This window comes from Pseudomonas sp. A1230 (assembly GCF_044218825.1).
In the GTDB taxonomy this organism is placed as follows: Bacteria; Pseudomonadota; Gammaproteobacteria; order Pseudomonadales; family Pseudomonadaceae; genus Aquipseudomonas; species Aquipseudomonas iridis.
On record NZ_CP162582.1, the window covers coordinates 4,158,994 to 4,184,161 of the forward strand.

Below are 25,168 nucleotides of genomic sequence, written 5' to 3' on the forward strand. Positions count from 1 at the left end.
GACAGTGTCGCTCATCAGCCGGTGACACAAAAAATCGGACGTCTCATGCCTTGACAAGAAGCGATCATAGGAACACTTACAAAAAAGTTAAGTTTTGGAGTCTAGATTTGACTCAAAATCAGCAAAAGCTAACCAATTTCTCCTCCCTGACACAGGTTTGAGAAGAAAAAGATGCTGGACAGGCTCGAAAGCTAGTGGCCATGAGGGACCGACTGCAGATCGTAAAACACGACTAAAAGTTAATAAGGCAGATAACCGTATTGAGCCATGGAGAACCTTGGGTCAGTGACAGATGAATGATTGGAGCGCAGGCGATGCCCGGCCAGACCGATGCGCGTCGTTCACTTGATAGTCATCAATGCGTGCGCGCAGAAAAAGTCTGATTGTAGGAGCTGGAACGCTCCCGCGTAACCGGCAAAGCTACCTTAATGATAGAAGGCAGTCCACCCGCTAGGGGGCTGGCACTTCGCCACAACTCAAGGCATGCTAGCCGCCCTTCGGGCGTCCGGCTTATAGTGCATGTCGCGCCAGTCCAGCCAGACCGCAGGATTACAGCTTGTCCAATGTCACTCCGCCAGCCTCTGTGAGCAGCACCCAACCGGCGCCAGGCTCGCCCCTGCGCGGAACATTAAAGGGTGCGCTGGCGACACTCGTGCTTTTGCTGTTGGCATTGCTGTTCTGGCAATTGCTCGACCAATTGCGCGAAACCCAGAAAAACCAGCGCCAGTACACCATCGATTACACCGCCGACCTCGCCTCGCAGGTTAGCCTGAACATGGCGCTGAACGCGCAAATCGCGCTCAATCTGCTACCGATCGTCGAACAGCCGCAGTCAGCCGACGAACAGCAGGCGTTGCTGCGCAAGCTCCAGCAATCGCTGCCCGGTCTGCGCAGCATGGCGCTGCTCAGTCCGTCCGGCAGAATCATCAGTGACAGCGCAGCGGACAGTTCCGATGCCGACTACCTGACTGAACTGGTGCGCCGAAGCCGCTCCCAGGCGCATTACTTCAGCAACGCGGACGACGGTTCTCTGGTGCATTTGCTGCTGCATCAGGCCAGCGGCAACACGCGCGGCTACTGGGTCTTGCGCCTTGCGCCGATCTTCTTCGACTCGCTGACCAAACAAAGTGAAACCGGCCTGCGTCCACTGTGGCTGGTGGAAAACCGTCTCAACCATCAGATCATCAGCCGCGATGAGGCACCGTCGTCGGCCAGGCCTGGCGTGCTGAGCCCCGATGATCTGGCCAACACCGTGCTCACTGTGCCACTGAGCAGCAGCGACTGGCAGTTGCGCGGCCTGTTCGACCGTCGACGTGTGCTTGAAGAGTTGCTGCCGGCGTTCATCGGCAAATGCCTGCTGGGCCTGGCCTTCTCGATGCTGCCGGTGATTGCGCTGCTGAACATGCGCCGCCGTCAGCGCCAACTGCATGAGGGTCGTCGCCGGTATCAGGACATTTTCGAGGGGACCGGCGTGGCCCTCTGCGTGCTCGACCTGTCCGGTCTCAAGCAATTTTTCGACAAGGTGCAGATCCAGACCAGCGACCAGCTCAAGGCCTGGCTCGATCAGCCGCAACAGCGCCAGCAATTGCTCCAGGAACTGCGCGTCACCGAGGTCAATCAGGTGGCGCTGCAACTGCTCAACGTCAATTCCTGTGACGACGCCTGGCAACTGTTGATCGACGGCCATCCGCACCGTCACTGCGCGATCGGCCATCAGATTCTGGACGCCGTGCTGCAGCAGCAAAAGCAGCTGGAACTGGAAATCAAACTGCCCGACATCAATGGTCGTGACCAGCATCTGTGGATGGTGCTGCGCCTGCCGACCGAGCAGCATGACTACAAAGCCGTGATCCTCAGCATCAACGACATCACCAGCCGCAAACTGATCGAACTGTCGCTGCTGGAGCGCGAAGGTTTCTGGTCCGACGTGGTGCGTACCGTGCCGGATCACCTGTACGTGCAGGACGTGATCAGCCAGCGGATGATTTTCAGCAACCACCACCTCGGCCAGACTCTCGGTTACAACCGCAGCGAACTGCATCAGATGGGCGAGTATTTCTGGGAAATCCTGCTGCACCCCGAAGATGCCGACTATTACCACCGCTCGCGGCAGATGCAGCGCCACGCCGGTTACAGCCAGTTGCTGCAATGTCAGTTGCGCTTCCGCCATCGCGACGGCGAATGGCGGCGCTTCGATATCCGTGAACAGGCACTGGCCCGCGACAAGCACGATCAGGTCACGCGGATCATCGGGGTGGCCAAGGACATCACCGAGCAGATCGAGGCCAGCGAATCCCTGCGCGACAGCGAGCAGCGCTATCGCATGCTCGCCGAAAGTATCAGCGACGTGATTTTCTCCACCGACAGCAAGCTGTCGCTGAACTACGTCAGCCCCTCGGTGCAAGCGGTGCTGGGTTATGACGTCGAGTGGATTTTTCAGAACGGCTGGCAATCGACCATCGCCAACCCGCAGCAACTGAATGGCATCCACGCCCTGATGGATCGGGTCAGCAAGGCTTTGGACAAACCCGAGCAACTGGCGCTGTTGCGCAACCAGGTCCAGACCCAGCTGTTCCTGTTCGACTGCCTGCGCGCCGACGGCCGCAAGATCCCGATCGAGTTGCGCCTGGTGCTGGTGTGGGACGAACACGGTGCATTCGAAGGTGTGCTTGGCGTGGGACGCGACATCAGCCAGCAGCGCCGCGCCGAAAAAGACCTGCGCATGGCCGCCACGGTTTTCGAACATTCGACTTCGGCGATCCTGATCACCGATCCGGCCGGTTACATCGTCCAGGCCAACGAAGCCTTCAGCCGGGTCAGCGGTTACGCGGTGGCCGAAGTCCTCGACCAGTTGCCGAACATGCTCACCGTCGACGAACAACAGGACGCACACCTGCGTTACGTGCTCAAGCAATTGCATCAGCACAGCACGTGGGAAGGCGAGGTCTGGCTCAAGCGCCGAAACGGCGAGCATTACCCGGCGTGGGTCGGCATCACCGCGGTGCTCGATGACGAGGGCGATCTGGCCAGTTACGTGTGCTTCTTCAGTGACATTAGCGAGCGCAAGGCCAGCGAGCAGCGGATTCACCGCCTCGCCTACTACGACGCCCTGACCCATCTGCCGAACCGCACGCTGTTCCAGGATCGTCTGCACACCGCGCTGCAATCGGCCGACCGGCAGAAGTCGTGGGTGGTGCTGATGTTCCTCGACCTCGACCGTTTCAAACCGATCAACGACTCCCTCGGCCACGCGGCCGGCGACCGCATGCTGAAAGACATGGCCACACGTCTGCTGGCCTGCGTCGACGATGACGACACCGTGGCGCGCATGGGCGGCGATGAATTCACCCTGCTGCTGCAACATCGTTCCAGCCGCGAACTGGCGCTGAACCGGGCGATTCATGTCGCCGAGCAGATTCTCGCCAGTCTGGTGCGGCCGTTCGTGCTCGAAGGTCGTGAGTTCTTTGTCACCGCCAGTATCGGCATCGCCCTCAGCCCGCAGGACGGCAACGAACTGAGCCAGTTGATGAAGAACGCCGACACCGCGATGTACCACGCCAAGGAGCGTGGCAAAAACAACTTCCAGTTCTATCAGGCCGACATGAACGCCAGTGCACTGGAGCGTCTGGAGCTGGAAAGCGACCTGCGCCATGCCTTGGAACAAGACGAATTTGTCCTGTATTACCAACCGCAATTCAGCGGCGACGGCAAACGTCTGACCGGTGCCGAAGCCCTGCTGCGCTGGCGTCATCCGCGTCGCGGACTGGTGCCGCCGGGAGATTTCATTCCGGTGCTGGAAGAGCTCGGGCTGGTGGTCGATGTCGGCGACTGGGTGATCAGCGAGGCGTGCCGTCAGCTCAAGACCTGGCACCAGAACCGTGTGCGCGTGCCGAAGGTGTCGGTGAACATCTCGGCGCGGCAGTTCTCCGACGGCCAGCTCGGTACGCGGATCGCCACGATCCTGCGCGAAACCGGTCTGCCACCGGCCTGTCTGGAACTGGAATTGACCGAAAGCATTCTGATGCGTGAAGTCAGCGAAGCGATGCAGATCCTCGCCGGCCTGAAAAACCTCGGCCTGAGCATCGCGGTCGATGACTTCGGCACCGGTTACTCATCGCTGAACTACCTCAAGCAGTTCCCGATCGACGTGCTGAAAATCGACCGTACCTTCGTCGATGGCCTGCCGTCCGGCGAGCAAGACGCGCAGATCGCCCGAGCGATCATCGCCATGGCTCACAGCCTAAATCTGGCGGTGATTGCCGAGGGCGTGGAAACCCACGAACAACTGGACTTCCTGCGTGAGCATGGCTGCGATGAGGTTCAGGGGTATCTGTTCGGGCGACCAATGCCGGCGGGACGGTTTGAGGCGCAGTTCAGCAATGATGCGCTGTTCATGTTCGACTGAGTTTTTGGGGTGAGGCTCCTGGCCTCATCGCTGGCAAGCCAGCTCCCACAGCGATTGATATCGATCACACAACCCAGCGGCCACCCCGGTTATTGTGGGAGCTGGCTTGCCAGCGATGGGGCCAGCAAAAGCACCGCACATCTGTGATGAGCGCCACTTGTCTGCGACATGATGTCGTTTCATATGCCATCCAAAAGCGGTTGGGTTAGAATGCCCCCCTTTTCTGCCCCCGATCCTTGAGGACCGCCATGTTCAGCCGTGATTTGACTATTGCCAAGTACGACGCCGATCTCTTTGCCGCCATGGAGCAAGAAGCCGTGCGCCAGGAAGAGCACATCGAGCTGATCGCTTCGGAAAACTACACCAGCCCAGCGGTGATGGAAGCTCAAGGCTCGGTATTGACCAACAAGTACGCCGAAGGTTATCCGGGCAAGCGCTACTACGGTGGTTGCGAGTACGTCGATATCGTTGAGCAACTGGCCATCGACCGCGCCAAAGAACTGTTCGGTGCCGACTACGCCAACGTTCAGCCGCACGCCGGCTCGCAAGCCAACAGCGCCGTTTACCTGGCCCTGCTGTCGGCCGGTGACACCATTCTGGGCATGAGCCTGGCCCACGGTGGTCACCTGACCCACGGCGCCAGCGTTTCCTCCTCCGGCAAGCTGTACAACGCGATCCAGTACGGCATCGACGCCAACGGCCTGATCGACTACGACGAAGTCGAGCGTCTGGCGGTTGAGCACAAGCCTAAAATGATCGTGGCCGGTTTCTCTGCCTACTCGCAGATCCTGGACTTCCCGCGTTTCCGCGAAATCGCTGACAAGGTTGGCGCTTACCTGTTCGTCGACATGGCTCACGTGGCCGGTCTGGTTGCCGCTGGCGTTTACCCGAACCCGGTGCCTTTCGCTGACGTCGTGACCACCACCACGCACAAGACCCTGCGCGGTCCACGTGGCGGCCTGATCCTGGCTCGCGCCAACGCCGACATCGAGAAGAAGCTCAACTCCGCCGTATTCCCGGGCGCCCAGGGAGGCCCGCTGGAGCACGTGATTGCCGCCAAAGCGATCTGCTTCAAGGAAGCGCTGCAGCCTGAGTTCAAGACTTACCAGGAACAAGTGGTGAAAAACGCCCAGGCCATGGCCAGCGTGTTCATCGAACGTGGTTTCGACGTAGTTTCCGGCGGTACTCAAAACCACCTGTTTCTGCTGTCGCTGATCAAGCAGGAAATTTCCGGTAAAGACGCCGACGCCGCTCTGGGCAAAGCGTTCATCACCGTGAACAAGAACTCCGTGCCAAACGATCCACGCTCGCCGTTCGTGACTTCCGGCCTGCGCTTCGGTACTCCGGCTGTGACCACTCGTGGCTTCAAGGAAGCAGAGTGCAAAGAGCTGGCCGGCTGGATCTGCGACATCCTGGCAGATCTTTCCAATGAAGCGGTGATCGACGCCGTTCGCGAGAAAGTCAAAGCCATTTGCAAGAAACTGCCGGTATACGGCGCTTAATTGCGACGCTAAACCCGCAGCATGAAAAACCGGCCAAGTGATTGGCCGGTTTTTTTTCGCCTGAAGGAAGATCAAAAGATCGCAGCCTTCGGCAGCTCCTACATTGGGATTCGCGTTTCCGTGCAGGAGCTGCCGAAGGCTGCGATCTTTTGATCTTTGGCCACTGGTCAGACCGGTCATGCCAACTTCACTATTTTCACTTGTCATTTCAAAAAAGCCGAGCCTAGACTGCACCCGCACTGGACATACCGGTAAGACCACAATAATTAAGTCCTGAATCTGATACGCCCCGCGTACGGCAGCCAGGACACCGACCAGGATTTCTCCCATGCTCAAATGGTGCTCGCGTTCAATCTTCCTCCAAGTGGTTCTCGGACTGGTGCTCGGCATCGTCTGCGGGCTGACCCTTCCGGAATACTCGGCCCAGCTCAAACCGCTCGGCGACGGCTTCATCAAACTGATCAAGATGCTCATCGGCCTGATCGTGTTCTGCGTAGTGGTCAGCGGCATCAGTGGCGCGGGCGACTTGAAGAAGGTCGGCCGGATTGGCCTCAAGTCGGTTATCTACTTTGAAGTGCTGACTACCATCGCGCTGGTGATCGGTCTGGTATTCGCCTTCAGCACCGGCATCGGCAGCGGTGCGAATATCCACCTGGAGCAATTGTCCACGGCCGACATGGGCGATCTGGCTGAGCGCGGCCAGCACATGCACACCACCACGCAGTTCCTCATGGACCTGATCCCGACATCGGTGATCGGCGCCTTTGCCGAGAACAACATTCTGCAAGTGCTGCTGTTCTCGGTACTGTTCGGCAGCGCTTTGAATCTGGTCGGCGAAGCGGCCTCCGGTATCTCGCGACTGATCAACGAACTGAGCCATGTGATCTTCCGGATCATGGGCATGATCGTGCGTCTGGCGCCGATCGGCGTGTTCGGCGCCATCGCCTTCACCACCAGCAAATACGGCATCGATTCCCTGCAACATCTGGGCAGCCTGGTCGGCTTGTTCTACCTGACCTGTATCGCGTTCGTCAGCGTGATTCTGGGCCTGGTGATGCGTGCGTCCGGCTTGCGGATGTGGCCGCTGCTCAAGTACCTGCGCGAAGAACTGCTGATCGTCATGGGCACCGCGTCCTCGGATGCCGTGTTGCCACAGATCATGCGCAAACTTGAACACCTGGGCATCGGCAGCTCGACCGTCGGACTGGTGATCCCCACCGGCTATTCGTTCAACCTCGACGGCTTTTCGATCTACCTGACGCTGGCCATCGTCTTCATCGCCAACGCCACCGGCACGCCTTTGGCCATGACTGATTTGCTGACGATTCTGCTGGTGTCGCTGATTACCTCCAAAGGCGCCCACGGTATTCCCGGTTCAGCCTTGGTGATTCTCGCGGCGACGCTGACGGCAATCCCGGCGATTCCGGTGGTCGGCCTGGTGTTGGTGCTGGCGGTGGACTGGTTCATGGGCATCGGCCGCGCGCTGACCAACCTGATCGGCAATTGCGTCGCCACCGTGGCCATTGCCCGTTGGGAAAAGGACATTGATGTGCAGCGAGCCAATAAAGTACTCAGCGGTCAGCAGGGCTACACCTTTCAACCGCGTAAAACAGCAACTCCGGCGCACCAGCAGGAGTTCTGATTTCAACCCTGTGGGAGGTGCAGCAGGCGTCGATCCTTTGTTCGTCGCCTGCGGCCGCCCTCACAGGCACATGGAGCAAGACAAGTGATTACCACATCCACCGTCGTCAACTCAGTCGTAGAAAAACTCCGCGCCGCACTGGCCCGTGGTCAGTGGCGCTCCGGCGACATGTTGCCGGGCCAGCGCGAACTGGCCGAACAACTGGGTATCAGCCGCCCAAGCCTGCGCGAAGCGGTGATCGTCCTGGAAACACTCGGCCTCGTCCGCTCAATGCCCGGCAAAGGTGTGGTGGTGCTCGACGCGCAACTCAGCGACAGCCAACGCCACGACAGCGCGGTGGCCGGCGCCAGCCTCGAAGACGTGCTGCAACTGCGCTACACCCTTGAACCGTTCATTGTCGGCCTGGTGGCGCAGTCGATCAGCAGCAAGGAAGTCGGCCAGTTGCGCCTGACGCTGATGGACATGCGCGAAGCCCTTGAAGCCGGCGACAGCGAAGCCGGAGTCAGCGCCTACGTTGCCTTCCATGAAGAGCTGTTCACGCTGACTTCAAACCCGATTTTCCAGAGTGTGGTGCAGCAGACCAGCAACGCCCTCAAGCAAAGCGCCGAAGTGCTGCGCAACTCCCCGGAACATCTGGCCGAACGGCTGGAAGAAAACGAAGCCGTGGTCCGTGCGATCCGCAGCAAGAACAGCGCCCAGGCCAGCGCTGAAATGCGCCGGCACATTCTGCGTGAGGCGCAGCGGATGGGCATCGAGATGAACATTCCGGACGACCACTTGAGCAACTGAAATATTTCACACTGGAGACCGGCCATGAACAGCCTTGCCTCGCCGTCGCACCCTCGCCAGATGTCAGCCGCCCTGCCCTTCTCCCGTCTGCGCGCGCCGGATGATGATCTGTATCCGCGACTGTTCGACGCGATTCTGGAGCAGCGCATCGACCCGAGCAGCCGCTTCACCGAAGACAGTCTCAAGCAGATGTTCGGCGCCAGCCGCGCAGATGTTCGCCGGGTGCTGACGCAGCTGTGCAACGAACACGTCATCGTATTGCGCACCAATCATCGGCCACGGGTGGCCGAGCCGGATGCGGAACAGAATCGACAGACGTTGCATGCGCGGCGACTGGCTGAAAACACGCTGGTGCGCCTGGCGTGCCAGCGCCCACAGGCTGACGGCTTGAAACGTCTACGAGCGCTGATCGAGCGTGAGCGGCAGGCTGTAGAGCAGGATCAGCGGGGCGCGGCGATTCGCTTGTCCGGGGAGTTTCATCTGCAATTGGCGCGGATGGCGGGGAATGCACCGTTGGCGCATTTTCTTGGCAGTCTGGTGCCGCTGACGTCACTGGCCATTGCGCGGTGTGGCGGGACTACGCACAACTGTTGCGCGTGGCAGGAGCATTTGGCACTGGTTGAGGCGGTGGAGTCTGGGGATGTTTGCAGAGCCAGCATGCTGATGAATCAACATCTGGATCATCTGGAGGACACCCTCCTGTATTCCGTCAATGACCGCTGCGTCGTCGGCTAGATCGCCATCGCGGGCAAGCCCGCTCCCTCAGTGGTCAAGATGCCGACAGCATTCATGACCGACGCTTGACCTGTGGGAGCGGGCTTGCCCGCGATAGCGTCATCACTGACGCTGAAGATTCATCAGCTCGCCACCACGTTGGCAAACCCCGCCCGAATCTTCTCTTCCGGCAAATCATCGGCAATAAACACAATCACACTCTCGCGTTTCTCACCCTCGCCCCATTCGGTGTCCCAGTCGAAACCGTAGAGTTTCAGCACGCCCTGAAACACCAATCGGCGATCTTCCCCGGCAATGTTCAGCACGCCTTTGTAACGCAGCAATTGCTTGCCATGTTCTTCCAGCAGTTCATTCATGAACTCACTGAGCTGATCGATATCCAGCGGCTGATCGGTGCGCAGTACCAGGCTTGAGATGCGATCGATCGAAGGTGCCTTGCTCACCGGGCGCAGACTCAGGCCGCCACCGAGATCGGCATTGAGGTTGAAGCCGCGCACATCCAGCAGCTCGGCCAGATCGATGTTGCCATGCTCGACCACGCGGATCGGCGCACGCCGGTTGATTCGGGTCAGACGTTCGCTCAGCGCGGTGAATGTGGCTTCGTCAACCAGATCGGTCTTGCTCACCAGCAAACGGTCGGCAAAACCGATTTGCGCCTGAGCGATGGTCTGGGTCAGGTGCACGTCGGCGTGAGCCGCATCGACCAGGGTGATGATGCCGTCGAGCAAGTAACGCTCGCGCAATTCTTCGTCGATGAAAAAGGTCTGCGCGACCGGTGCCGGATCGGCCAGACCGGTGCACTCGATGACCAGACGATCGAAGGCGATCTCGCCGCTGTCCAGGCGTTCAAGCAGCAGGTACAGAGCCTTGGTCAGATCAGTGTGGATGGTGCAGCAGACGCAGCCGTTGGCCAGGGTCATGACCTGCACCGGCTCGTCGCCCAGCAACTGGGTGTCGATACCGGCATCGCTGAATTCGTTCTCGATGACGGCGATTTTCAGGCCGTGCTCGGCTTTCAGGATATGGCGCAGCAACGTGGTTTTGCCGGCGCCGAGGAAACCGCTGAGCACCGTGACAGGAATGGGAGAGGACAAACGCTTTCTCCTTCACAAAATGAATGAACAACACAAAAACAAATGTGGGAGCGAGCCTGCTCGCGATAGCGGTGTGTCAGTCAAATTATTCATCGACTGATACTCCGCACTCGCGAGAAAGCTCGCTCCCACCGGGGGCTTGCTTCAACCTCAGGCTGTCAGATCAACAGCACTTCGGCCCACCCTTGCCACCGTAACGGGCTTCCTGACGTTCGCGAAAGAACATCTCGTAGCTCATCACCGGTTTGTCCGGGTGTTTGTTTTGCATGTGCTCGACGTAAGTGTCGTAGTCGGGCATGCCGACCATCAGGCGCGCGGCCTGACCGAGGTATTTACCGAGGCGACTCAGGTCATTGAACATGCTGCAATCCTCTGGTTACGCATCCGGCAGGGCCTGGAATGGCGATTCTTTATCCGTACGCTCTTTTTTGCCCCAGGCAGCGATGCCGACCTTGAGCGCATAGAACAGGATGCTGAATACCACGAACAGGAACAGCACAGTCAGCGTGGCGTTGGTGTAAGCGTTGAAGATCACGTGCTGCATCTGCTCGACGCTTTTCGCGGGAGCAAGCACCTGACCATTGGCCAGTGCATCGCTGTACTTCCTGGCCAGCGACAGGAAGCCGATCGCCGGGTTGGCGTCGAACAGCTTGATGAAGCCTGCGGTCGTGGTGCAGATCAACAGCCACGTTGCTGGCAACAGCGTGACCCAGATGTAGCGCTGACGCTTCATCTTGATCAGGACCACGGTGCCGAGCATCAGCGCGATACCGGCCAGCATCTGGTTGGAGATACCGAACAGCGGCCACAAGGTGTTGATGCCGCCCAGTGGATCGATCACGCCCTGATACAGCAACCAGCCCCACATCGCCACACAACCGGCAGTGGCGATCAGGTTGGCGGTCCAGGATTCGGTACGCTTGAGCGCCGGAACGAAGGAGCCAAGCAGATCCTGCAGCATGAAACGTCCGGCACGAGTACCGGCGTCGACTGCGGTCAGGATGAACAGCGCTTCGAACAGGATCGCGAAGTGGTACCAGAACGCCATGGTGTTTTCACCCGGCAGGACACTGTGCAGGATCTGCGCAATACCCACCGCCAGGGTCGGTGCACCGCCGGCACGGGCGAGGATGGTCGTTTCGCCAATGTCATTCGCCACGGCTTGCAGCGCCTCAGGCGTGATCGCAAAACCCCAACTGGTGACCACTTGCGCAACCGACACCACGTCACTGCCGACGACGGCCGCCGGGCTGTTCATGGCGAAGTACACGCCTGGTTCGATCACCGATGCAGCGACCATGGCCATGATCGCCACGAATGACTCCATCAGCATGCCGCCGTAACCGATGTAACGGGCGTTGGTTTCGTTATCCAGCAGCTTGGGCGTGGTGCCCGAAGAAATCAGCGCGTGGAAACCGGAGACCGCACCGCAAGCAATGGTGATGAACAGGAACGGGAACAGACCGCCCTTCCACACCGGGCCGGTGCCGTCGACGAACTGGGTCAGCGCCGGCATTTTCAGCTCGGGCATGGTCACCAGAATGCCAATCGCCAACGCGACGATGGTACCGATCTTGAGGAAAGTGGAGAGGTAGTCACGCGGCGCCAGAATCAGCCAGACCGGTAGCGAAGCAGCGACAAAACCGTAACCGACCAGCATCCAGGTAATCTGCACACCCGTGAAGGTGAACGCCTTGGCCCACACCGGATCGGCGGCAATCTGCCCACCCAGCCAGATCGAGCCCAGCAGCAGCAACACGCCGACCACGGAGATTTCGCCGATGCGGCCCGGGCGGATGTAGCGCATGTAGATGCCCATGAACATCGCGATCGGAATGGTCGCCATCACGGTGAAAATGCCCCACGGGCTTTCGGCGAGTGCCTTCACCACGATCAGCGCCAGCACCGCAAGGATGATGATCATGATCAGGAAGCAGCCGAACAGTGCAATGGTGCCGGGAACACGGCCCATTTCTTCACGCACCATGTCGCCCAGGGAACGGCCGTTGCGTCGGGTCGACATGAACAGAACCATGAAGTCCTGCACCGCGCCCGCCAGCACCACACCGGCAATCAGCCAGAGTGTGCCGGGCAGATACCCCATCTGCGCCGCCAGCACCGGGCCGACCAGAGGCCCCGCGCCAGCAATCGCCGCGAAGTGGTGACCGAAAAGAATGTGTTTGTTGGTTGGAACAAAGTCCAGACCATCGTTGTTGAGCACGGCGGGGGTGGCCCGACGCGGATCGAGTTGCATCACATGGGTTGCGATGAACAGGCTGTAGTAACGATACGCAACCAGATAAATGGCCACGGCAGCGACCACAATCCACAAGGCGTTAATTGCCTCGCCTCGGCGCAATGCCACTACGCCCAGGGCGCACGCTCCTACGATTGCCAGCACTAGCCAGGGTAAGTGGCGTAGCAGGCTATTATTGTTTTTCATTTTATTATTCCAGCCAGGGTGGACAAGAAAGACAGCCACCCCGAGTTTAGCGCTTAAGACGACAAAGGCCATACCCCGACATAGGTCTAGACGCCTTGATCGTTGGCTGCACCCGGCTGGTCGGGTCTATAGTCAGCAAACCTTCGAGAGGATTGCGCCATGAGCGAGCACCCAGCAGAGCGTCGCCGATTCAAACGTATCGCGTTCGATGCCCGAACTGAATTGAGTCAGGGCGAGTACATCTGGCAGGTCAAGTTGATCGATCTCTCGCTCAAGGGGCTGTTGATCGAAAAACCCGAGCCGTGGCTGGGTGATCGGGAACGGCATTTCCTCGTGGAGATTCATCTCAATGATGAGGTCGGCATCAAGATGGATGTGCAACTGACCCACGATGACCGCGGCCAACTGGGCTTTGTCTGCAAGCACATCAGCCTGGAGTCGATCGAACGCCTGCGGCGTTTGATTGAGTTCAATCTGGGCGATCCGCAGGAGCTGGAGCGGGAGTTGGGCGCACTGATCGAAATCTGATAAAGCCTGGCCGTGTAGGAGCTGCCGAAGGCTACGATCTTTTGATGTTGCTTTTTAAAAGATCAGGATCAAAAGATCGCAGCCTTCGGCAGCTCCTACAGGGAGTTGGTAGTTATTCGAAAAGCGCGTCGAGGGCCTGTTCCAGTCGGGTCACGGCAATGATCTGCAGCCCCGGTGGTGATTCCTTCGGCGCATTGCCCTTCGGCACAATGGCGCGTTTGAAGCCATGCTTGGCCGCTTCCTTCAACCGCTCCTGACCGCTTGGTACCGGACGCACTTCGCCGGACAACCCGACTTCGCCAAACACCAGCAAGTCATGGGGCAACGGCCGATTGCGCAGGCTCGACATCACGGCTGCCATCAGCGCCAGGTCGGATGCGGTTTCCAGCACCTTCACCCCGCCGACCACGTTGAGGAACACATCCTGATCGTGAGTCGGTATGCCGCCATGGCGATGCAAAACGGCCAGTAGCATCGCCAATCGGTTCTGATCCAGACCCAGCGTCACACGGCGCGGGTTGGCCAGATGACTGTCATCGACCAGCGCCTGCACTTCCACCAGCATCGGCCGGGTGCCTTCCCACGTCGCCATCACGACACTGCCCGGGACTTCCTCCTGAGCGCGCGTGAGAAAAATCGCCGAAGGGTTGGAGACCTCTTTCAAACCCTTGTCGGTCATGCCGAACACGCCCAACTCGTTGACGGCGCCGAAGCGGTTCTTCACCGCCCGCAGCAAACGCAGTCGACCATCGGATTCGCCTTCGAAATACAGCACGGTGTCGACCATGTGCTCAAGCACGCGCGGGCCGGCCAGTGCGCCTTCCTTGGTCACGTGGCCAACGAGGAAAATCGCCGTGCCGCTTTGCTTGGCATAGCGCACCAGCAACGCCGCACTCTCGCGCACCTGAGACACGCCGCCGGGCGCCGATTGCAGTTGTTCGGTGAAGATCGTCTGGATCGAGTCGATCACCATCACCTTGGGCTTTTCCTGACGTGCCGTGGCGATGATGGTCTCGATGCAGGTTTCGGTCATCACCCGTAGCTGATCCTGAGGCAAACCGAGGCGGCGGGCGCGCATGGCCACTTGCTGTTGGGATTCCTCGCCTGTGACGTACAGCGCCGGCATGCTCTTGGCGAGGTTGCACAGGGTCTGCAACAGAATCGTCGACTTGCCGATACCCGGGTCGCCGCCGATCAACACCACCGAGCCATCGACCAGGCCGCCGCCCAGTACACGATCCAGCTCACTGGAGGCAGTGGAAAACCGTGGAATCTCTTCGACGCTGACTTCGGCCAGGGTTTTGATCTGCGCCTGCTGCCCGGTCCAACCGGTGCGTCCGGAGGGCGCCGTCGCGCCGCCGCTCTCGATCATGGTTTCGGTCAGCGTATTCCAGGCACCGCACTCGCCACACTGGCCGGCCCACTTGGGAAAGGTTGCGCCGCACTCGGTGCAGCCGTACATGCGCTTGGCCTTGGCCATCAGAACCCCCGACAAAAACCGCGATGATAACGCACGCGCCGCCGATCAGCGCGGCGCCGCGGTACGGATCTCGCCGCTGGCCAGACGTGCGGCGCTGTTACCCAGCGGATCTTCGGCATTCAGGTCGGCGCCTTTGGCTTTCAGCGCGTCGAGCAATTCAAGGCGTTTGAACAAACCCGCATACATCGCCGCCGTCTGACCGGCACCGTTACGTTGATCGGGGCTGCAATCGGTGGCCATTAACCGACGGGCGATCTGTAACTCACCCTTGAAGATCGCGCCCATCAACGCCGTGTTGCCGCGTTGATCCTGGGCACAGGCATCCGCACCAGCGACGAGCAAGCGCTCCACTGCGGGTGCCTGACCGTGATAAGCCGCCAGAATCAGCGCGGTGTAACCCTTGCCGTCGCGAGTGTCGAGTGAATAACCGGATTCGATAAAGGTATCGAGCATTGGTACATCACCGCGCCGGGCGGCGTCGAAATAGTAATCCTGTAGCTGTTCTTTGATCGCGTCAGGGCTTTGCACGGCCGGTGCTGCCAGCGCACCACAGGACATAAACCCGAACAATAGAAACAGATAGACACGCATCAGCAGTCTCCCTCAGCGAAACGGGGCCTGACTCAGGCCCCGCGTTACGTTGTGTGGAATCAGTCGACCAGTTTGGCTGCCAGTGCCTTGACGCGGCTCAAGTCACCCTTGGCCACTTCGGTGACACCAGTGCCGTACTCGGGATCAGCCTTATAAAGGAAGGACAGGATGATGTGCTTGCTCTCGTCATCGGTGGTGGCCAGCGAGCCGCCAAAGCTGTCGATCAGATCGCGACGCTCTTTCTTGCTGAACGAGCGGTACAGATCGCCTGCCTGCTTGAAGTTCTGCTCACGCTGGATCTTCGCCTGCTGAGTGCTGCCCGACAGCGCCATCTGGCTGTAGCGCGCGGTTTGTGTTTCTTCGCGCGGCTGCAGACGGCTCGGTTGATAATTCACTCCGGAAGCGCTGGCACCGAAGTTCATCGCACCATCCTGGTTGCCATTGTTCACCGCAACTTTCGGTGCATTGATCGGCAATTGCAGGGCATTGGCACCGAGGCGGTACATTTGTGTATCGGCATAAGAGAACACTCGACCTTGCAACAAGCGGTCTTCCGAAGGCTCGATACCAGGAACAATATTGGCCGGCGCCATGGCTACTTGTTCAGTTTCCTGAAACACATTTGCCGGATTACGATTAAGGACCATTTGTCCAACTTTTCGCTCCGCAATACCTGGCCAGATCTTCGTTGCATCCAATGGATCAAAATCAAACTTGGACAAATCTTGTGGTTTTAGCACTTGAATGTACAAGTCCCACTTCGGGAAGTTGCCCTTGTTTATATTCGTAACCAAATCGTTAGTCAGGTGACTGTAGTCTTGACCCTGGACTTTTCCGACTTGCTTGGGCGTCAGATTGTTGATGCCCTGCAAACTCTTCCAGTGAAACTTGACGTAATGCACTTCGCCTTTGGCATTGACCAACTTATAGGCATGCACACCGTTGCCATCCATCTCTCGATAACTGGCTGGAGTACCCGAGTTGGAATACAACTCGGTCAGCGTACGCGTGGCTTCCGGTACATGGGAGAAGAAATCGAACCGGCGCGAATCGTCGTCAAGGTTGGTGCGTGGGTCAGGCTTGAACGCGTGCACCATGTCCGGGAATTTGATTGCATCGCGGATGAAGAAGGTCGGGAAGTTGTTGCCAACCAGGTCCCAGTTACCGTCAGCCGTGTAGAACTTGGTGGCGAAACCGCGCGGATCACGCAGGGTTTCCGGGGAGTGATTACCGTGAACCACAGCGGAGAAACGCACAAATACCGGGGTAGTCTGGCCGGCAGCGAACACCTTGGCCTTGCTCAAGTCGCTGAGATCGTTGGTCACCGTAAAGGTGCCGTGGGCGCCGGTGCCCCGTGCATGTACCACGCGCTCGGGAATGCGCTCGCGGTCAAAGCGCTGCAGTTTCTGGATCAGTTGCACATCCTGCAACAGCACCGGGCCATTGGCTCCTGCAGTCTGCGAGTTCTGGTTGTCACCTACCGCGGCACCGTTGTCGCGAGTCAGCGGGGCGGCATGCACGGAAAAGGTCAGCAGGCTGGCGGTGATGACCCCAAGCGTGCGGCGATGGGGAAAAGCCCCTAATCCAATAGCGGAATTCATATCAGGATCCTCTGTTTTTTTGAGCGCATCCAGGTGCGCCAACACAAGGCTAGAGGCCCGCAACGCTGAACATAAATAGAAAGAACGTAACGCAATGATTGAAAAAAATTCCTTCCAAGTCATGTGGTTATGGCGTAAATCGCGCGCGATTAGTGGCACTTTGAAAACTAATCGTCTATTCATGTGTCGATAAAAACGTGCATTGTAAGAAGGTGTTTCGCGCAGTAAGCGTTTTACTGATTTACACTGCCAACACCAAACTCATCTGTAACAAGGAAATAACCTATGGGCGTGCTTAACGAGTTCAAGGCCTTCGCGGTCAAAGGCAATGTGGTCGACATGGCCGTCGGTATCATCATCGGTGCCGCCTTCGGCAAAATCGTTTCATCCTTTGTCGGTGACGTAATCATGCCGCCAATCGGTCTGCTGATCGGCGGAGTGGACTTCAGTGATCTGGCCATTACGTTGAAAGCGGCTCAGGGCGATGCGCCTGCGGTGATGCTCGCGTACGGCAAGTTCCTACAAACCGTTTTGGACTTCGTGATCGTTGCTTTCGCGATTTTCATGGGTGTCAAAGCCATCAACCGTCTGAAGCGCGAAGAAGCCGTTGCGCCTAGCCTGCCGCCGGTTCCGACCAAAGAAGAGGAATTGCTGGGCGAGATCCGCGATTTGCTCAAGGCTCAGAACAATCAGCCCTGAATCAGCCACACCCCAAAAAAAACGGCGCCTGCGAGGCGCCGTTTGTTTACCAGTAGTTTTCCACCGCCACCTGGCCAGGCCGCCGAGCAAGGCTCAGGCTCATGTGCCGCTGTTTGAGCAAGGCACGCGTGTCGTCGATCATCTGCGGATTGCCACACAGCATGACGCGCGAGTATTCGGCAGACAGTTCCACACCCGCGGCGCGTTCCAGCTCACCGTTCTCGATCAGCGTCGTGATCCGCCCGTTCAGCGCACCGGGATGCGTCTGGCGAGTGACAGTGGGAATGTACTGCAGCTTGTGGATGTGCTCCGCCAGATAATCACGCTGTTCCAGTTCGGCGATCAACGACTGGTAAGCCAGTTCTCGCGCTTCCCTGACGCTGTACACAAGAATGATCCTGTCGAATTTTTCCCAGACCTCGAAATCCTGAAGGATCGACAGGAAAGGTGCCACCCCAGTACCTGTCGACAACAGCCACAAATCGCGTCCGTCGACGAAACGATCAAGGGTCAGATAGCCATAGGCCTGACGTTCAACCATCAAGGTATCGCCAACCTCCAGCCGACTCAGCTCACTGGTGAACTCGCCCCCGGGTACCACGATAGAAAAGAACTCAAGAAACTCGTCAAACGGTGAAGAGACCATGGAGTAGGCGCGCCACACTGTGCTGCCATCGGCCTTGATCACACCGAGTCGCGCGAACTGACCGGCACGAAAGCGAAAACCCGCATCACGGGTGGTACGCAGAGTGAACAGATTGGGCGTCAACGGTTGCACGTCAAGCAAGGTCTGATGGGTGAATTTGTCTGTGCTGGCAGTCATTGGGCACTCCATTCAACGGTTAACCAACAGTCTCGCGCAAAGTTGCCTGCTTAAATACCTCTGATTTGTAGTGATATCAGAATGCCTGCCCTTGGGATAATGTGCGTGCACTCTTCCATTACGTGTGGGAGAGGAAAATTCCGTAACAATGATAAGTCACATATAAAACACTCTGTACTTAATAACCGGCCATTCAATTAATCACTCGTTCCAAGAGCAAAATAATCGGAGCATCACGTGGGAAACGTCATACACTCGTTTTCGTGCGGATCATATTGGATCCAAGAAGCACCCCGGAAATTGCACGGAGCATTTTTAATGGAAACGTGGAAGGAGTCGCAGTTGAAGCAGCTGACTTTCGCCAAGGGCATCGATACTGCGTATCCGATACTGCTCAGATTTGCCGAAAATCTTGGCTTTAACTTTTGTGCAGTAACCGTTGCAATGCCGCAACAGGTTACGTCAATAAAAACCTTGCAAATCAATAACTACCCCGAAGAATGGAACAGGCAGTATGAACAAAGGAAATTCAGTTCAATTGATCCGATAACGGCACACTGCAATCAGTCGATGATGCCGATTGTCTGGAATGAAACACTGTATGAGAAGGCTCCACATGTGTGGCAAGCGTTGCAGGAACAAGGCCTGCAACATGGCTGGTCGCAATCTTTCCATCATAAGGAAAGCGGCTTGTGCAGCATCCTCAGCCTGGCGCGCAAACACTGCCCGATCAGCCCACTCGAACTGTATGAGCATTTTGGCTACATCTTTTATGCAGCCAGTCATTTGAGCGAATTGTTTGCTCGTACGCTGCCAAAGCAGTCGATGAAGCCCGACCAGCCGCATCTTTCGCCACGAGAACTGGAGGTTCTGCAATTGTCGGCTGGCGGAAAAACCGCCTATGAAATTTCAAAAATCCTCAGCCTGAGCGAGCGCACCGTTAACTATCACGTACAAAACGTGATTGAGAAACTCAACGTCTGCAACAAGATTTCTGCGGTTATCGCCGCTGCCAGAGCCGGCATTATCTGACATCGCCGCTTGGCGTCCTTCAAAAACTTACGGGTATTGCACTGGAAAAAAACGTACCATTCAGGCCCTTCCCGAGTGATGACGCTGTTTGTCAGAGTCGCTGTCCACTGGGTCGGGTTCCGCCGCAAGTAACCCAGCCGCGGAACACACCTTGACCACCCTGAGTCCCCGCCCCATGCCCTTGCTTGACACGCCCTTCGCCCAACTCGACCTGATTCGCCAGCCCGAACAGCAAAATGAACCGCTGCAAGCTTTCGACGCGGCCGATGAATATTTGCTCAATTACCTGGCGGCGCAGCAACCGGTGGCCGGCACACGGGTACTGGTGCTCAACGACAGCTTCGGCGCGTTGGCCGCCAGTTTGCTGGGCAAGGTTGAAGTCAGCAGCAGCGGCGATTCATTTCTGGGTTTTCAGGGCCTGGAAAAGAATCTGCTGCGCAATGGCCAGGCCTTCGATGCGATCCAGGGGATCCCGGCGAGCGAGCCCTTGGTCGGGCCGTTCGACCGAGTACTGATCCGCGTACCGAAAACCCTGGCCTTGCTGGAAGAACAACTGATTCGCCTGCAAGGGCAACTGGCGCCCGGCGCAGAAGTGATCGCCGCCGCCATGATTAAACATCTGCCACGCGCTGCAGGCGATTTGCTGGAACGCTACATCGGCCCGGTACAGGCGTCACTGGCGGTGAAAAAAGCACGGCTGTTGATTGCCACCCCTGAAGCGAAAGAACCGGCGGTGTCGCCCTACCCTTCGCGTTATCGTCTCGACGCGCCGGCCATCGAACTGATCAACCACGCCAACGTATTCTGCCGAGAAGGCCTGGACATCGGCACCCGTGCCTTTCTCCCGCATCTGCCCAAGAACCTTGGCAGTGCACGGGTGGCCGACCTTGGCTGCGGCAACGGTGTGCTGGCAATTGCCAGCGCCCTGCAAAACCCCGATGCGCACTACACGCTGGTCGACGAGTCGTTTATGGCGGTGCAGTCTGCTGCCGAGAACTGGCGCGCAGCACTTGGTGATCGCGACATGATCGTGCGTGCCGGCGATGGTCTGGCCGGTCAGGAAGCGCAATCGCTGGACGTGGTGCTGTGTAATCCGCCGTTCCATCAGCAGCAAGTGGTCGGTGATTTCCTGGCCTGGCGCATGTTCCAGCAAGCGCGCGAAGCGTTGGTGGTAGGCGGTGCGTTGTATATCGTCGGCAATCGCCATCTGGGCTATCACAGCAAACTGGCGCGACTGTTCCGCGGTGTCGAACAAGTGGCGAACACACCGAAATTCGTGATTCTCAAAGCCCGCAAGTAAAACGCCAGGCAGAAAAAACCCTCCGTTCGGAGGGTTTCAAAACCGTGCCTTGAAGGCGACTGGATATTTCAGTGGGTGGTCAGACCTGCAGCATTCATGAACATGCGCATCAGGCTCGCGAGGATAAACAGTGCGCCGACGCTACCAATCCAGATCATGGCCAACCAGCCGAGCCGCTGCCACAGCGGCTTTTTTTCGGCTTCTTTAATGTCGTGCAGGGAATGTTTGCCAGTCATTGCATCGATCCTCCGTTAGCTCAATAACGCCGCCGACGCCATCGTCGGAACGCCGCCCGGAACAAGCCCGCTCCTACAGTTCTAGTGATAACCGTCTTCATGGGTAACCTTGCCGCGGAACACGTAGTAGCTCCAGAAGGTGTAACCCAGGATGAACGGGATGATGAACAGCGTGCCGACCAGCATGAAGCCCTGACTTTGCGGCGGTGCGGCGGCGTCCCAGATCGATATCGACGGCGGCACGATGTTCGGCCACAGGCTGATGCCCAGACCGCTGTAGCCGAGGAAAATCAGCACCAGCGTCAGCAGGAACGGCATGTAGTTGGCGTTACGCGCCACGGCGCGGATCAAGCCGTACATCGTCACCAGCACCAGAATCGGCACCGGCATGAACCAGAACACGTTCGGCATGCTGAACCAGCGCGTCGCGATGTCCGGGTGGGCCAGCGGCGTCCAGATACTGACAATACCGATCACCGCCAACAGCACGAAGGCCAGTGGTCGCGCGAGGTTATGCATCTGCTCTTGCAGCTTGCCTTCGGTCTTCATGATCAGCCACGTACAGCCGAGCAATGCGTAAGCCACCACCAGTGCCGCGCCGCAGAACATCGTGAACGGCGTCAGCCAATCCAGTGAACCACCGGCAAACTGCCGATTGACCACCGGCAATCCATCGATGAACGCCCCGAGCGCCACGCCCTGAAAGAACGTCGCGGCCACCGAACCACCGATGAATGCCTTGTCCCACAGGTGACGCTTGTCGTCCTTGGCCTTGAAGCGAAACTCGAACGCCACGCCGCGGAAAATCAAGCCGATCAGCATGAAGATCAGCGGCAGGTACAACGCCGACAACACCACCGAATACGCCAGCGGGAAGGCGCCAAACAGCGCCGCACCGCCGAGCACCAGCCAAGTTTCGTTACCGTCCCAGACCGGGGCGACGGTGTTCATCATCACGTCACGGTCGACCTTGCCCGGGATGAACGGGAAGAGGATCCCGATGCCCAGGTCGAAGCCGTCCATGACCACATACATCATGATGCCGAAGATGATGATCACGGCCCAGATCAGCGGAAGATCAATACCCATGAGTCAAATCTCCTTGGTCAGGGTGACGTCGTCGCCGTGGTCGGCATCGGACGAATCGTCGGCTGCGGACAACGGACGGGCCGGTGTGCGTTTCTTGCCAGGCCCACCATCCGGTGTTTCCTGACCCTCGCTGATCTTCGGCCCCTTGCGCACCAGGCGCATCATGTAGCCCAGACCGGCACCGAACAGCGCGAAATACACCACCACAAACATGATCAGCGTGATGCTCATCTGCGCGAAGCTGTGATTGGAAGACGCATCAGCCGTGCGCATCAGCCCGTAAACCACCCACGGCTGGCGGCCGATTTCAGTGGTAAACCAGCCTGCGAGGATCGCAATCAGACCGGACGGCCCCATCCACAGCGCCAGATAAAGAAACGGACGCGAGGTGTAGAGCGTGTCGCGCTTGCGCAGCCACAGACTCCACAGGCCGGTGAAAATCATCAGGAATCCAAGGCCAACCATGATCCGGAAGGACCAGAATACGATGGTCGAATTCGGCCGGTCTTCGGGCGGGAAGTCCTTGAGCGCCGGTACTTGCTTATCCAGCGAGTGCGTGAGGATCAGGCTGCCGAGATACGGAATTTCTACGGCAAACTTGGTTCTCTCTTCCTTCATGTCCGGCCAGCCGAACAGGATCAGGGGTGTTGCTTCGTCACCCTTGTTTTCCCAGTGGCCTTCAATCGCGGCGATTTTTGCCGGTTGATGCTTGAGGGTGTTGAGACCGTGGAAATCACCGATGACAGCCTGGATCGGCGCGACAATCAGCGCCATCCACATCGCCATCGACAGCATGGTGCGGATCGCCGGATTGTCCTTGCCGCGCAGCAAGTGCCAGGCCGCTGAAGAGCCGACGAAAAATGCCGTCGCAACAAACGCCGCGGTCGCCATGTGCATCAGACGGTAAGGGAATGACGGGTTGAAGATGATTGCAAACCAGTCGGTTGGAATCACCTGACCGTTGATGATTTCGAAACCCTGCGGGGTCTGCATCCAGCTGTTGGAGGCCAGAATCCAGAAGGTCGAAATCAACGTACCGACCGCCACCATCACCGTGGAGAAGAAGTGCAAGCCACGGCCGACCTTGTTCCAGCCGAATAGCATCACGCCCAGGAAACCGGCTTCAAGGAAGAATGCCGTGAGCACTTCATAGGTCAGCAGCGGTCCCGTGACAGCACCGGCGAAGTCCGAAAAGCGGCTCCAGTTGGTGCCAAACTGATAGGCCATGACCAGCCCGGAAACCACGCCCATGCCGAAGTTGACCGCAAAGATCTTCGACCAGAAGTGGTAAAGGTCACGGTAGGTGTCGTTATGGGTTTTCAGCCACAAGCCTTCGAGCACCGCGAGGTAACTCGCCAGGCCGATGGTGATGGCCGGGAACAGGATGTGGAACGAGATGGTGAACGCGAACTGAATTCGGGCGAGATCGAGTGCCTCTAAACCGAACATAAGTCTTCCTCTGTCAGGTAATACCGGCGTCGGGGCTTGTGGCCCCTGCACCTACTGCCCCCACGGATATGGAGTGCGGCGAATTCCGATTCGTTCTTTTTTTACAACCATCGCAACGCAGGGAGTCTGGCCAACGGGCCACCAGAGCATGGCCCGGGAGGGTCTTGATCTGGATCAAGCAACGTTGAAAGAGTAGTCCCATTTCCGACGAAGAACTGCGTGGTCGTTTGCCGCGTGACAAGTTGCCTCACTGCAGCAGCAACCCTTTGCCACGCCTTCCCTCGCCACACGCCGTCAGGCAGCGGGTCAAGATCGATGTCTGGCTAACTAAATTTTTTGTCATAGCAACTTCCTGTTACAGACTGGTGATAATCTCGCGGTTCCCCTCGAGCCAGACCTGCCTTCAGATGCCCAGCCAAGAGCCCCTGCTGTTACGTCACCATCGTCCGTTCCTGGCGTTCTGGTTCGCACGGATTTTCACCGCCAGCGGTTTCCAGATGCTCACCGTGGCCATCGGCTGGAACCTCTATCAACTGACCGGCAACGTCCTCGATCTGGGTCTGGTCGGTCTGGTCGAATTCGCCCCGCGCGTACTGTTCATGCTGCACACCGGGCACGTCGCCGACCGCTACGATCGACGCAAGGTCGCGGCCATCTGTCAGTCGTTGCAGGCGTTGATCGCGCTGGCACTGGCCATTGGCAGTGCCACCGATCACGTCACCCGAGAATTGATCTTCATCCTCGCCTTCCTGCTCGGCGCGGCGCGCTCGTTCGAGATGCCGACCACTCAGGCGCTGTTGCCGAGTATCGTGCCCAGTGCGCTGTTCCCCCGGGCCGTCGCGGCGGCGCAATCGGCACAACAGTCGGCAACCATCGTTGCCCCGGCGCTTGGCGGTCTGCTCTACGCGTTTGGCAGCGTCTGGGTCTATGGTCCGACCGTGCTCCTGTACGTGATTGCCTGCACATTGATGCTCAACCTGCCGGCCCGTCAGACACCGTTGAACAAAGGCAAAGCCACGCTGGATTCACTGCTGGCGGGGATTCGCTTCATCCGTAGCCGCCCGGACATTCTCGGTGCGATTTCTCTGGATCTGTTCGCGGTGCTGCTTGGTGGCGCTACGGCGCTGCTGCCGGTGTTCGCCAAGGATATTTTGCTGACCGGCCCGTGGGGCCTGGGCCTGCTGCGTTCGGCGCCGGCAGTCGGCGCGCTGGGGATGTCGCTGTTCCTCGCGCGCTTTGCCGTGGAGCGTAACGTCGGCCGCGTGATGTTCACCGCGGTGGGCATCTTCGGCGTCGCGACCATTGCCTTCGGCCTGTCGACCTCGTTCTGGTTCTCGCTGGCCGTGCTGGTGGTGCTGGGCGCGGCGGACATGATCAGCATGGTGATCCGCGCCTCCTTCGTGCAACTGGAAACCCCGGACGAAATGCGCGGCCGGGTCAGCGCGGTCAACGGCCTGTTCATCGGCGCCTCGAACCAGTTGGGCGAATTCGAATCCGGCGTCACCGCCCACTGGTTTGGCACCGTGCCGGCGGTGGTCATGGGCGGCATCGGCACGCTGGTGGTGACCGGGACGTGGATCAAACTGTTCCCGACGCTGGCTAACCGCGACCGGATGCATGTGCCGGTGGAAGAGGTGAAGGTTTGACGTTCGCTTTAGAACTCAGCACGACGAGCACAAATTAATCGCGAAGGTGCGGTACATGGATACCGCACAGAGTGTAATGTATCG

At 58.5% G+C, this 25,168-nt stretch carries 20 protein-coding genes; 10 read left to right on the forward strand and 10 right to left on the reverse strand.

The genetic code is table 11. The annotated features are described in order from the left end of the window. Nucleotides 1-556: 556 nt before the first annotated feature. From morA to AB4P97_RS19510, 5 genes are all read left to right on the forward strand, one after another. Nucleotides 557-4,405, forward strand: a complete 3,849-nt coding sequence (gene morA / locus AB4P97_RS19490; protein ID WP_115146539.1) for a cyclic di-GMP receptor MorA — start codon at nucleotides 557-559, stop codon at nucleotides 4,403-4,405. Between the two features lie 248 nt (nucleotides 4,406-4,653). Continuing rightward, the gene (glyA, locus tag AB4P97_RS19495) at nucleotides 4,654-5,907 is read left to right on the forward strand and encodes a serine hydroxymethyltransferase (protein ID WP_395601494.1); all 1,254 of its coding nucleotides are present in this window, start codon (nucleotides 4,654-4,656) and stop codon (nucleotides 5,905-5,907) included. Nucleotides 5,908-6,235: 328 nt separating this feature from the next. Next, nucleotides 6,236-7,549 (forward strand): C4-dicarboxylate transporter DctA, encoded by a 1,314-nt coding sequence (locus tag AB4P97_RS19500; RefSeq protein ID WP_042561167.1) that lies wholly within the window; start codon nucleotides 6,236-6,238, stop codon nucleotides 7,547-7,549. Nucleotides 7,550-7,633: 84 nt separating this feature from the next. Next, nucleotides 7,634-8,338: a FadR/GntR family transcriptional regulator gene (locus AB4P97_RS19505; RefSeq protein ID WP_042561168.1), complete on the forward strand. Its 705-nt coding sequence runs from the start codon at nucleotides 7,634-7,636 to the stop codon at nucleotides 8,336-8,338. Nucleotides 8,339-8,362: 24 nt separating this feature from the next. Further along, nucleotides 8,363-9,073 (forward strand): GntR family transcriptional regulator, encoded by a 711-nt coding sequence (locus AB4P97_RS19510; protein ID WP_395601495.1) that lies wholly within the window; start codon nucleotides 8,363-8,365, stop codon nucleotides 9,071-9,073. Between the two features lie 122 nt (nucleotides 9,074-9,195). Here the strand turns inward: AB4P97_RS19510 and yjiA are convergent, their stop codons facing one another. The 3 genes from yjiA to AB4P97_RS19525 all read right to left on the reverse strand — a co-directional run bounded on the left by yjiA (nucleotide 9,196) and on the right by AB4P97_RS19525 (nucleotide 12,610). Further along, nucleotides 9,196-10,167 (reverse strand): GTPase, encoded by a 972-nt coding sequence (yjiA, locus tag AB4P97_RS19515; protein ID WP_042561170.1) that lies wholly within the window; start codon nucleotides 10,165-10,167, stop codon nucleotides 9,196-9,198. A gap of 163 nt (nucleotides 10,168-10,330) precedes the next feature. Further along, entirely contained in the window at nucleotides 10,331-10,528 is a 198-nt protein-coding gene (locus AB4P97_RS19520; RefSeq protein ID WP_042561171.1) for a YbdD/YjiX family protein, read from the reverse strand. 15 nt (nucleotides 10,529-10,543) lie between these two features. Continuing rightward, nucleotides 10,544-12,610 (reverse strand): carbon starvation CstA family protein, encoded by a 2,067-nt coding sequence (locus AB4P97_RS19525; protein ID WP_042561172.1) that lies wholly within the window; start codon nucleotides 12,608-12,610, stop codon nucleotides 10,544-10,546. Between the two features lie 159 nt (nucleotides 12,611-12,769). On the opposite strand from AB4P97_RS19525, the gene AB4P97_RS19530 reads away from it, so the two are divergent. Next, on the forward strand, nucleotides 12,770-13,138 hold the full coding sequence (locus AB4P97_RS19530; protein ID WP_115146536.1) for a PilZ domain-containing protein: 369 nt from the start codon (nucleotides 12,770-12,772) through the stop codon (nucleotides 13,136-13,138). A 112-nt stretch (nucleotides 13,139-13,250) separates the two neighbouring features. On the opposite strand, the gene radA is transcribed toward AB4P97_RS19530, so the two are convergent. Genes radA through AB4P97_RS19545 form a run of 3 tightly spaced genes read right to left on the reverse strand, consistent with a single transcriptional unit; the run spans nucleotide 13,251 to nucleotide 16,810 of the window. Then, on the reverse strand, nucleotides 13,251-14,618 hold the full coding sequence (gene radA / locus AB4P97_RS19535; protein WP_008084632.1) for a DNA repair protein RadA: 1,368 nt from the start codon (nucleotides 14,616-14,618) through the stop codon (nucleotides 13,251-13,253). A 45-nt stretch (nucleotides 14,619-14,663) separates the two neighbouring features. Then, on the reverse strand, nucleotides 14,664-15,209 hold the full coding sequence (locus AB4P97_RS19540; protein WP_115146535.1) for an ankyrin repeat domain-containing protein: 546 nt from the start codon (nucleotides 15,207-15,209) through the stop codon (nucleotides 14,664-14,666). A gap of 59 nt (nucleotides 15,210-15,268) precedes the next feature. Continuing rightward, nucleotides 15,269-16,810, reverse strand: a complete 1,542-nt coding sequence (locus tag AB4P97_RS19545; protein WP_115146534.1) for a catalase — start codon at nucleotides 16,808-16,810, stop codon at nucleotides 15,269-15,271. A gap of 285 nt (nucleotides 16,811-17,095) precedes the next feature. Between AB4P97_RS19545 and mscL the strand changes: the two genes are divergently transcribed. Next, complete coding sequence (gene mscL / locus AB4P97_RS19550) at nucleotides 17,096-17,509, forward strand: large-conductance mechanosensitive channel protein MscL (protein WP_042561176.1); 414 nt, start codon at nucleotides 17,096-17,098, stop codon at nucleotides 17,507-17,509. Nucleotides 17,510-17,555: 46 nt separating this feature from the next. Here mscL and AB4P97_RS19555 read toward each other — a convergent pair whose 3' ends face one another. Then, complete coding sequence (locus AB4P97_RS19555) at nucleotides 17,556-18,332, reverse strand: ferredoxin--NADP reductase (protein WP_395601496.1); 777 nt, start codon at nucleotides 18,330-18,332, stop codon at nucleotides 17,556-17,558. A 318-nt stretch (nucleotides 18,333-18,650) separates the two neighbouring features. Here AB4P97_RS19555 and AB4P97_RS19560 point away from each other — a divergent pair, with 318 nt between their 5' ends. After that, nucleotides 18,651-19,364, forward strand: a complete 714-nt coding sequence (locus tag AB4P97_RS19560) for an autoinducer binding domain-containing protein (RefSeq protein WP_042561178.1) — start codon at nucleotides 18,651-18,653, stop codon at nucleotides 19,362-19,364. Nucleotides 19,365-19,539: 175 nt separating this feature from the next. Beyond that, nucleotides 19,540-20,664: a class I SAM-dependent methyltransferase gene (locus AB4P97_RS19565; RefSeq protein WP_047303341.1), complete on the forward strand. Its 1,125-nt coding sequence runs from the start codon at nucleotides 19,540-19,542 to the stop codon at nucleotides 20,662-20,664. Nucleotides 20,665-20,732: 68 nt separating this feature from the next. Here AB4P97_RS19565 and AB4P97_RS19570 read toward each other — a convergent pair whose 3' ends face one another. The 3 genes from AB4P97_RS19570 to AB4P97_RS19580 form a co-directional block, all read right to left on the reverse strand. Beyond that, nucleotides 20,733-20,900, reverse strand: a complete 168-nt coding sequence (locus AB4P97_RS19570; protein WP_395601497.1) for a DUF2474 domain-containing protein — start codon at nucleotides 20,898-20,900, stop codon at nucleotides 20,733-20,735. An 81-nt stretch (nucleotides 20,901-20,981) separates the two neighbouring features. Further along, a complete protein-coding gene (cydB, locus tag AB4P97_RS19575; RefSeq protein ID WP_042561180.1) occupies nucleotides 20,982-21,989 on the reverse strand; it encodes a cytochrome d ubiquinol oxidase subunit II in 1,008 nt (335 codons plus the stop codon). Between the two features lie 3 nt (nucleotides 21,990-21,992). After that, a complete protein-coding gene (locus AB4P97_RS19580; RefSeq protein ID WP_042561181.1) occupies nucleotides 21,993-23,438 on the reverse strand; it encodes a cytochrome ubiquinol oxidase subunit I in 1,446 nt (481 codons plus the stop codon). Between the two features lie 407 nt (nucleotides 23,439-23,845). Between AB4P97_RS19580 and AB4P97_RS19585 the strand changes: the two genes are divergently transcribed. Further along, entirely contained in the window at nucleotides 23,846-25,084 is a 1,239-nt protein-coding gene (locus tag AB4P97_RS19585) for an MFS transporter (RefSeq protein ID WP_042561182.1), read from the forward strand. Nucleotides 25,085-25,168: the final 84 nt, after the last annotated feature.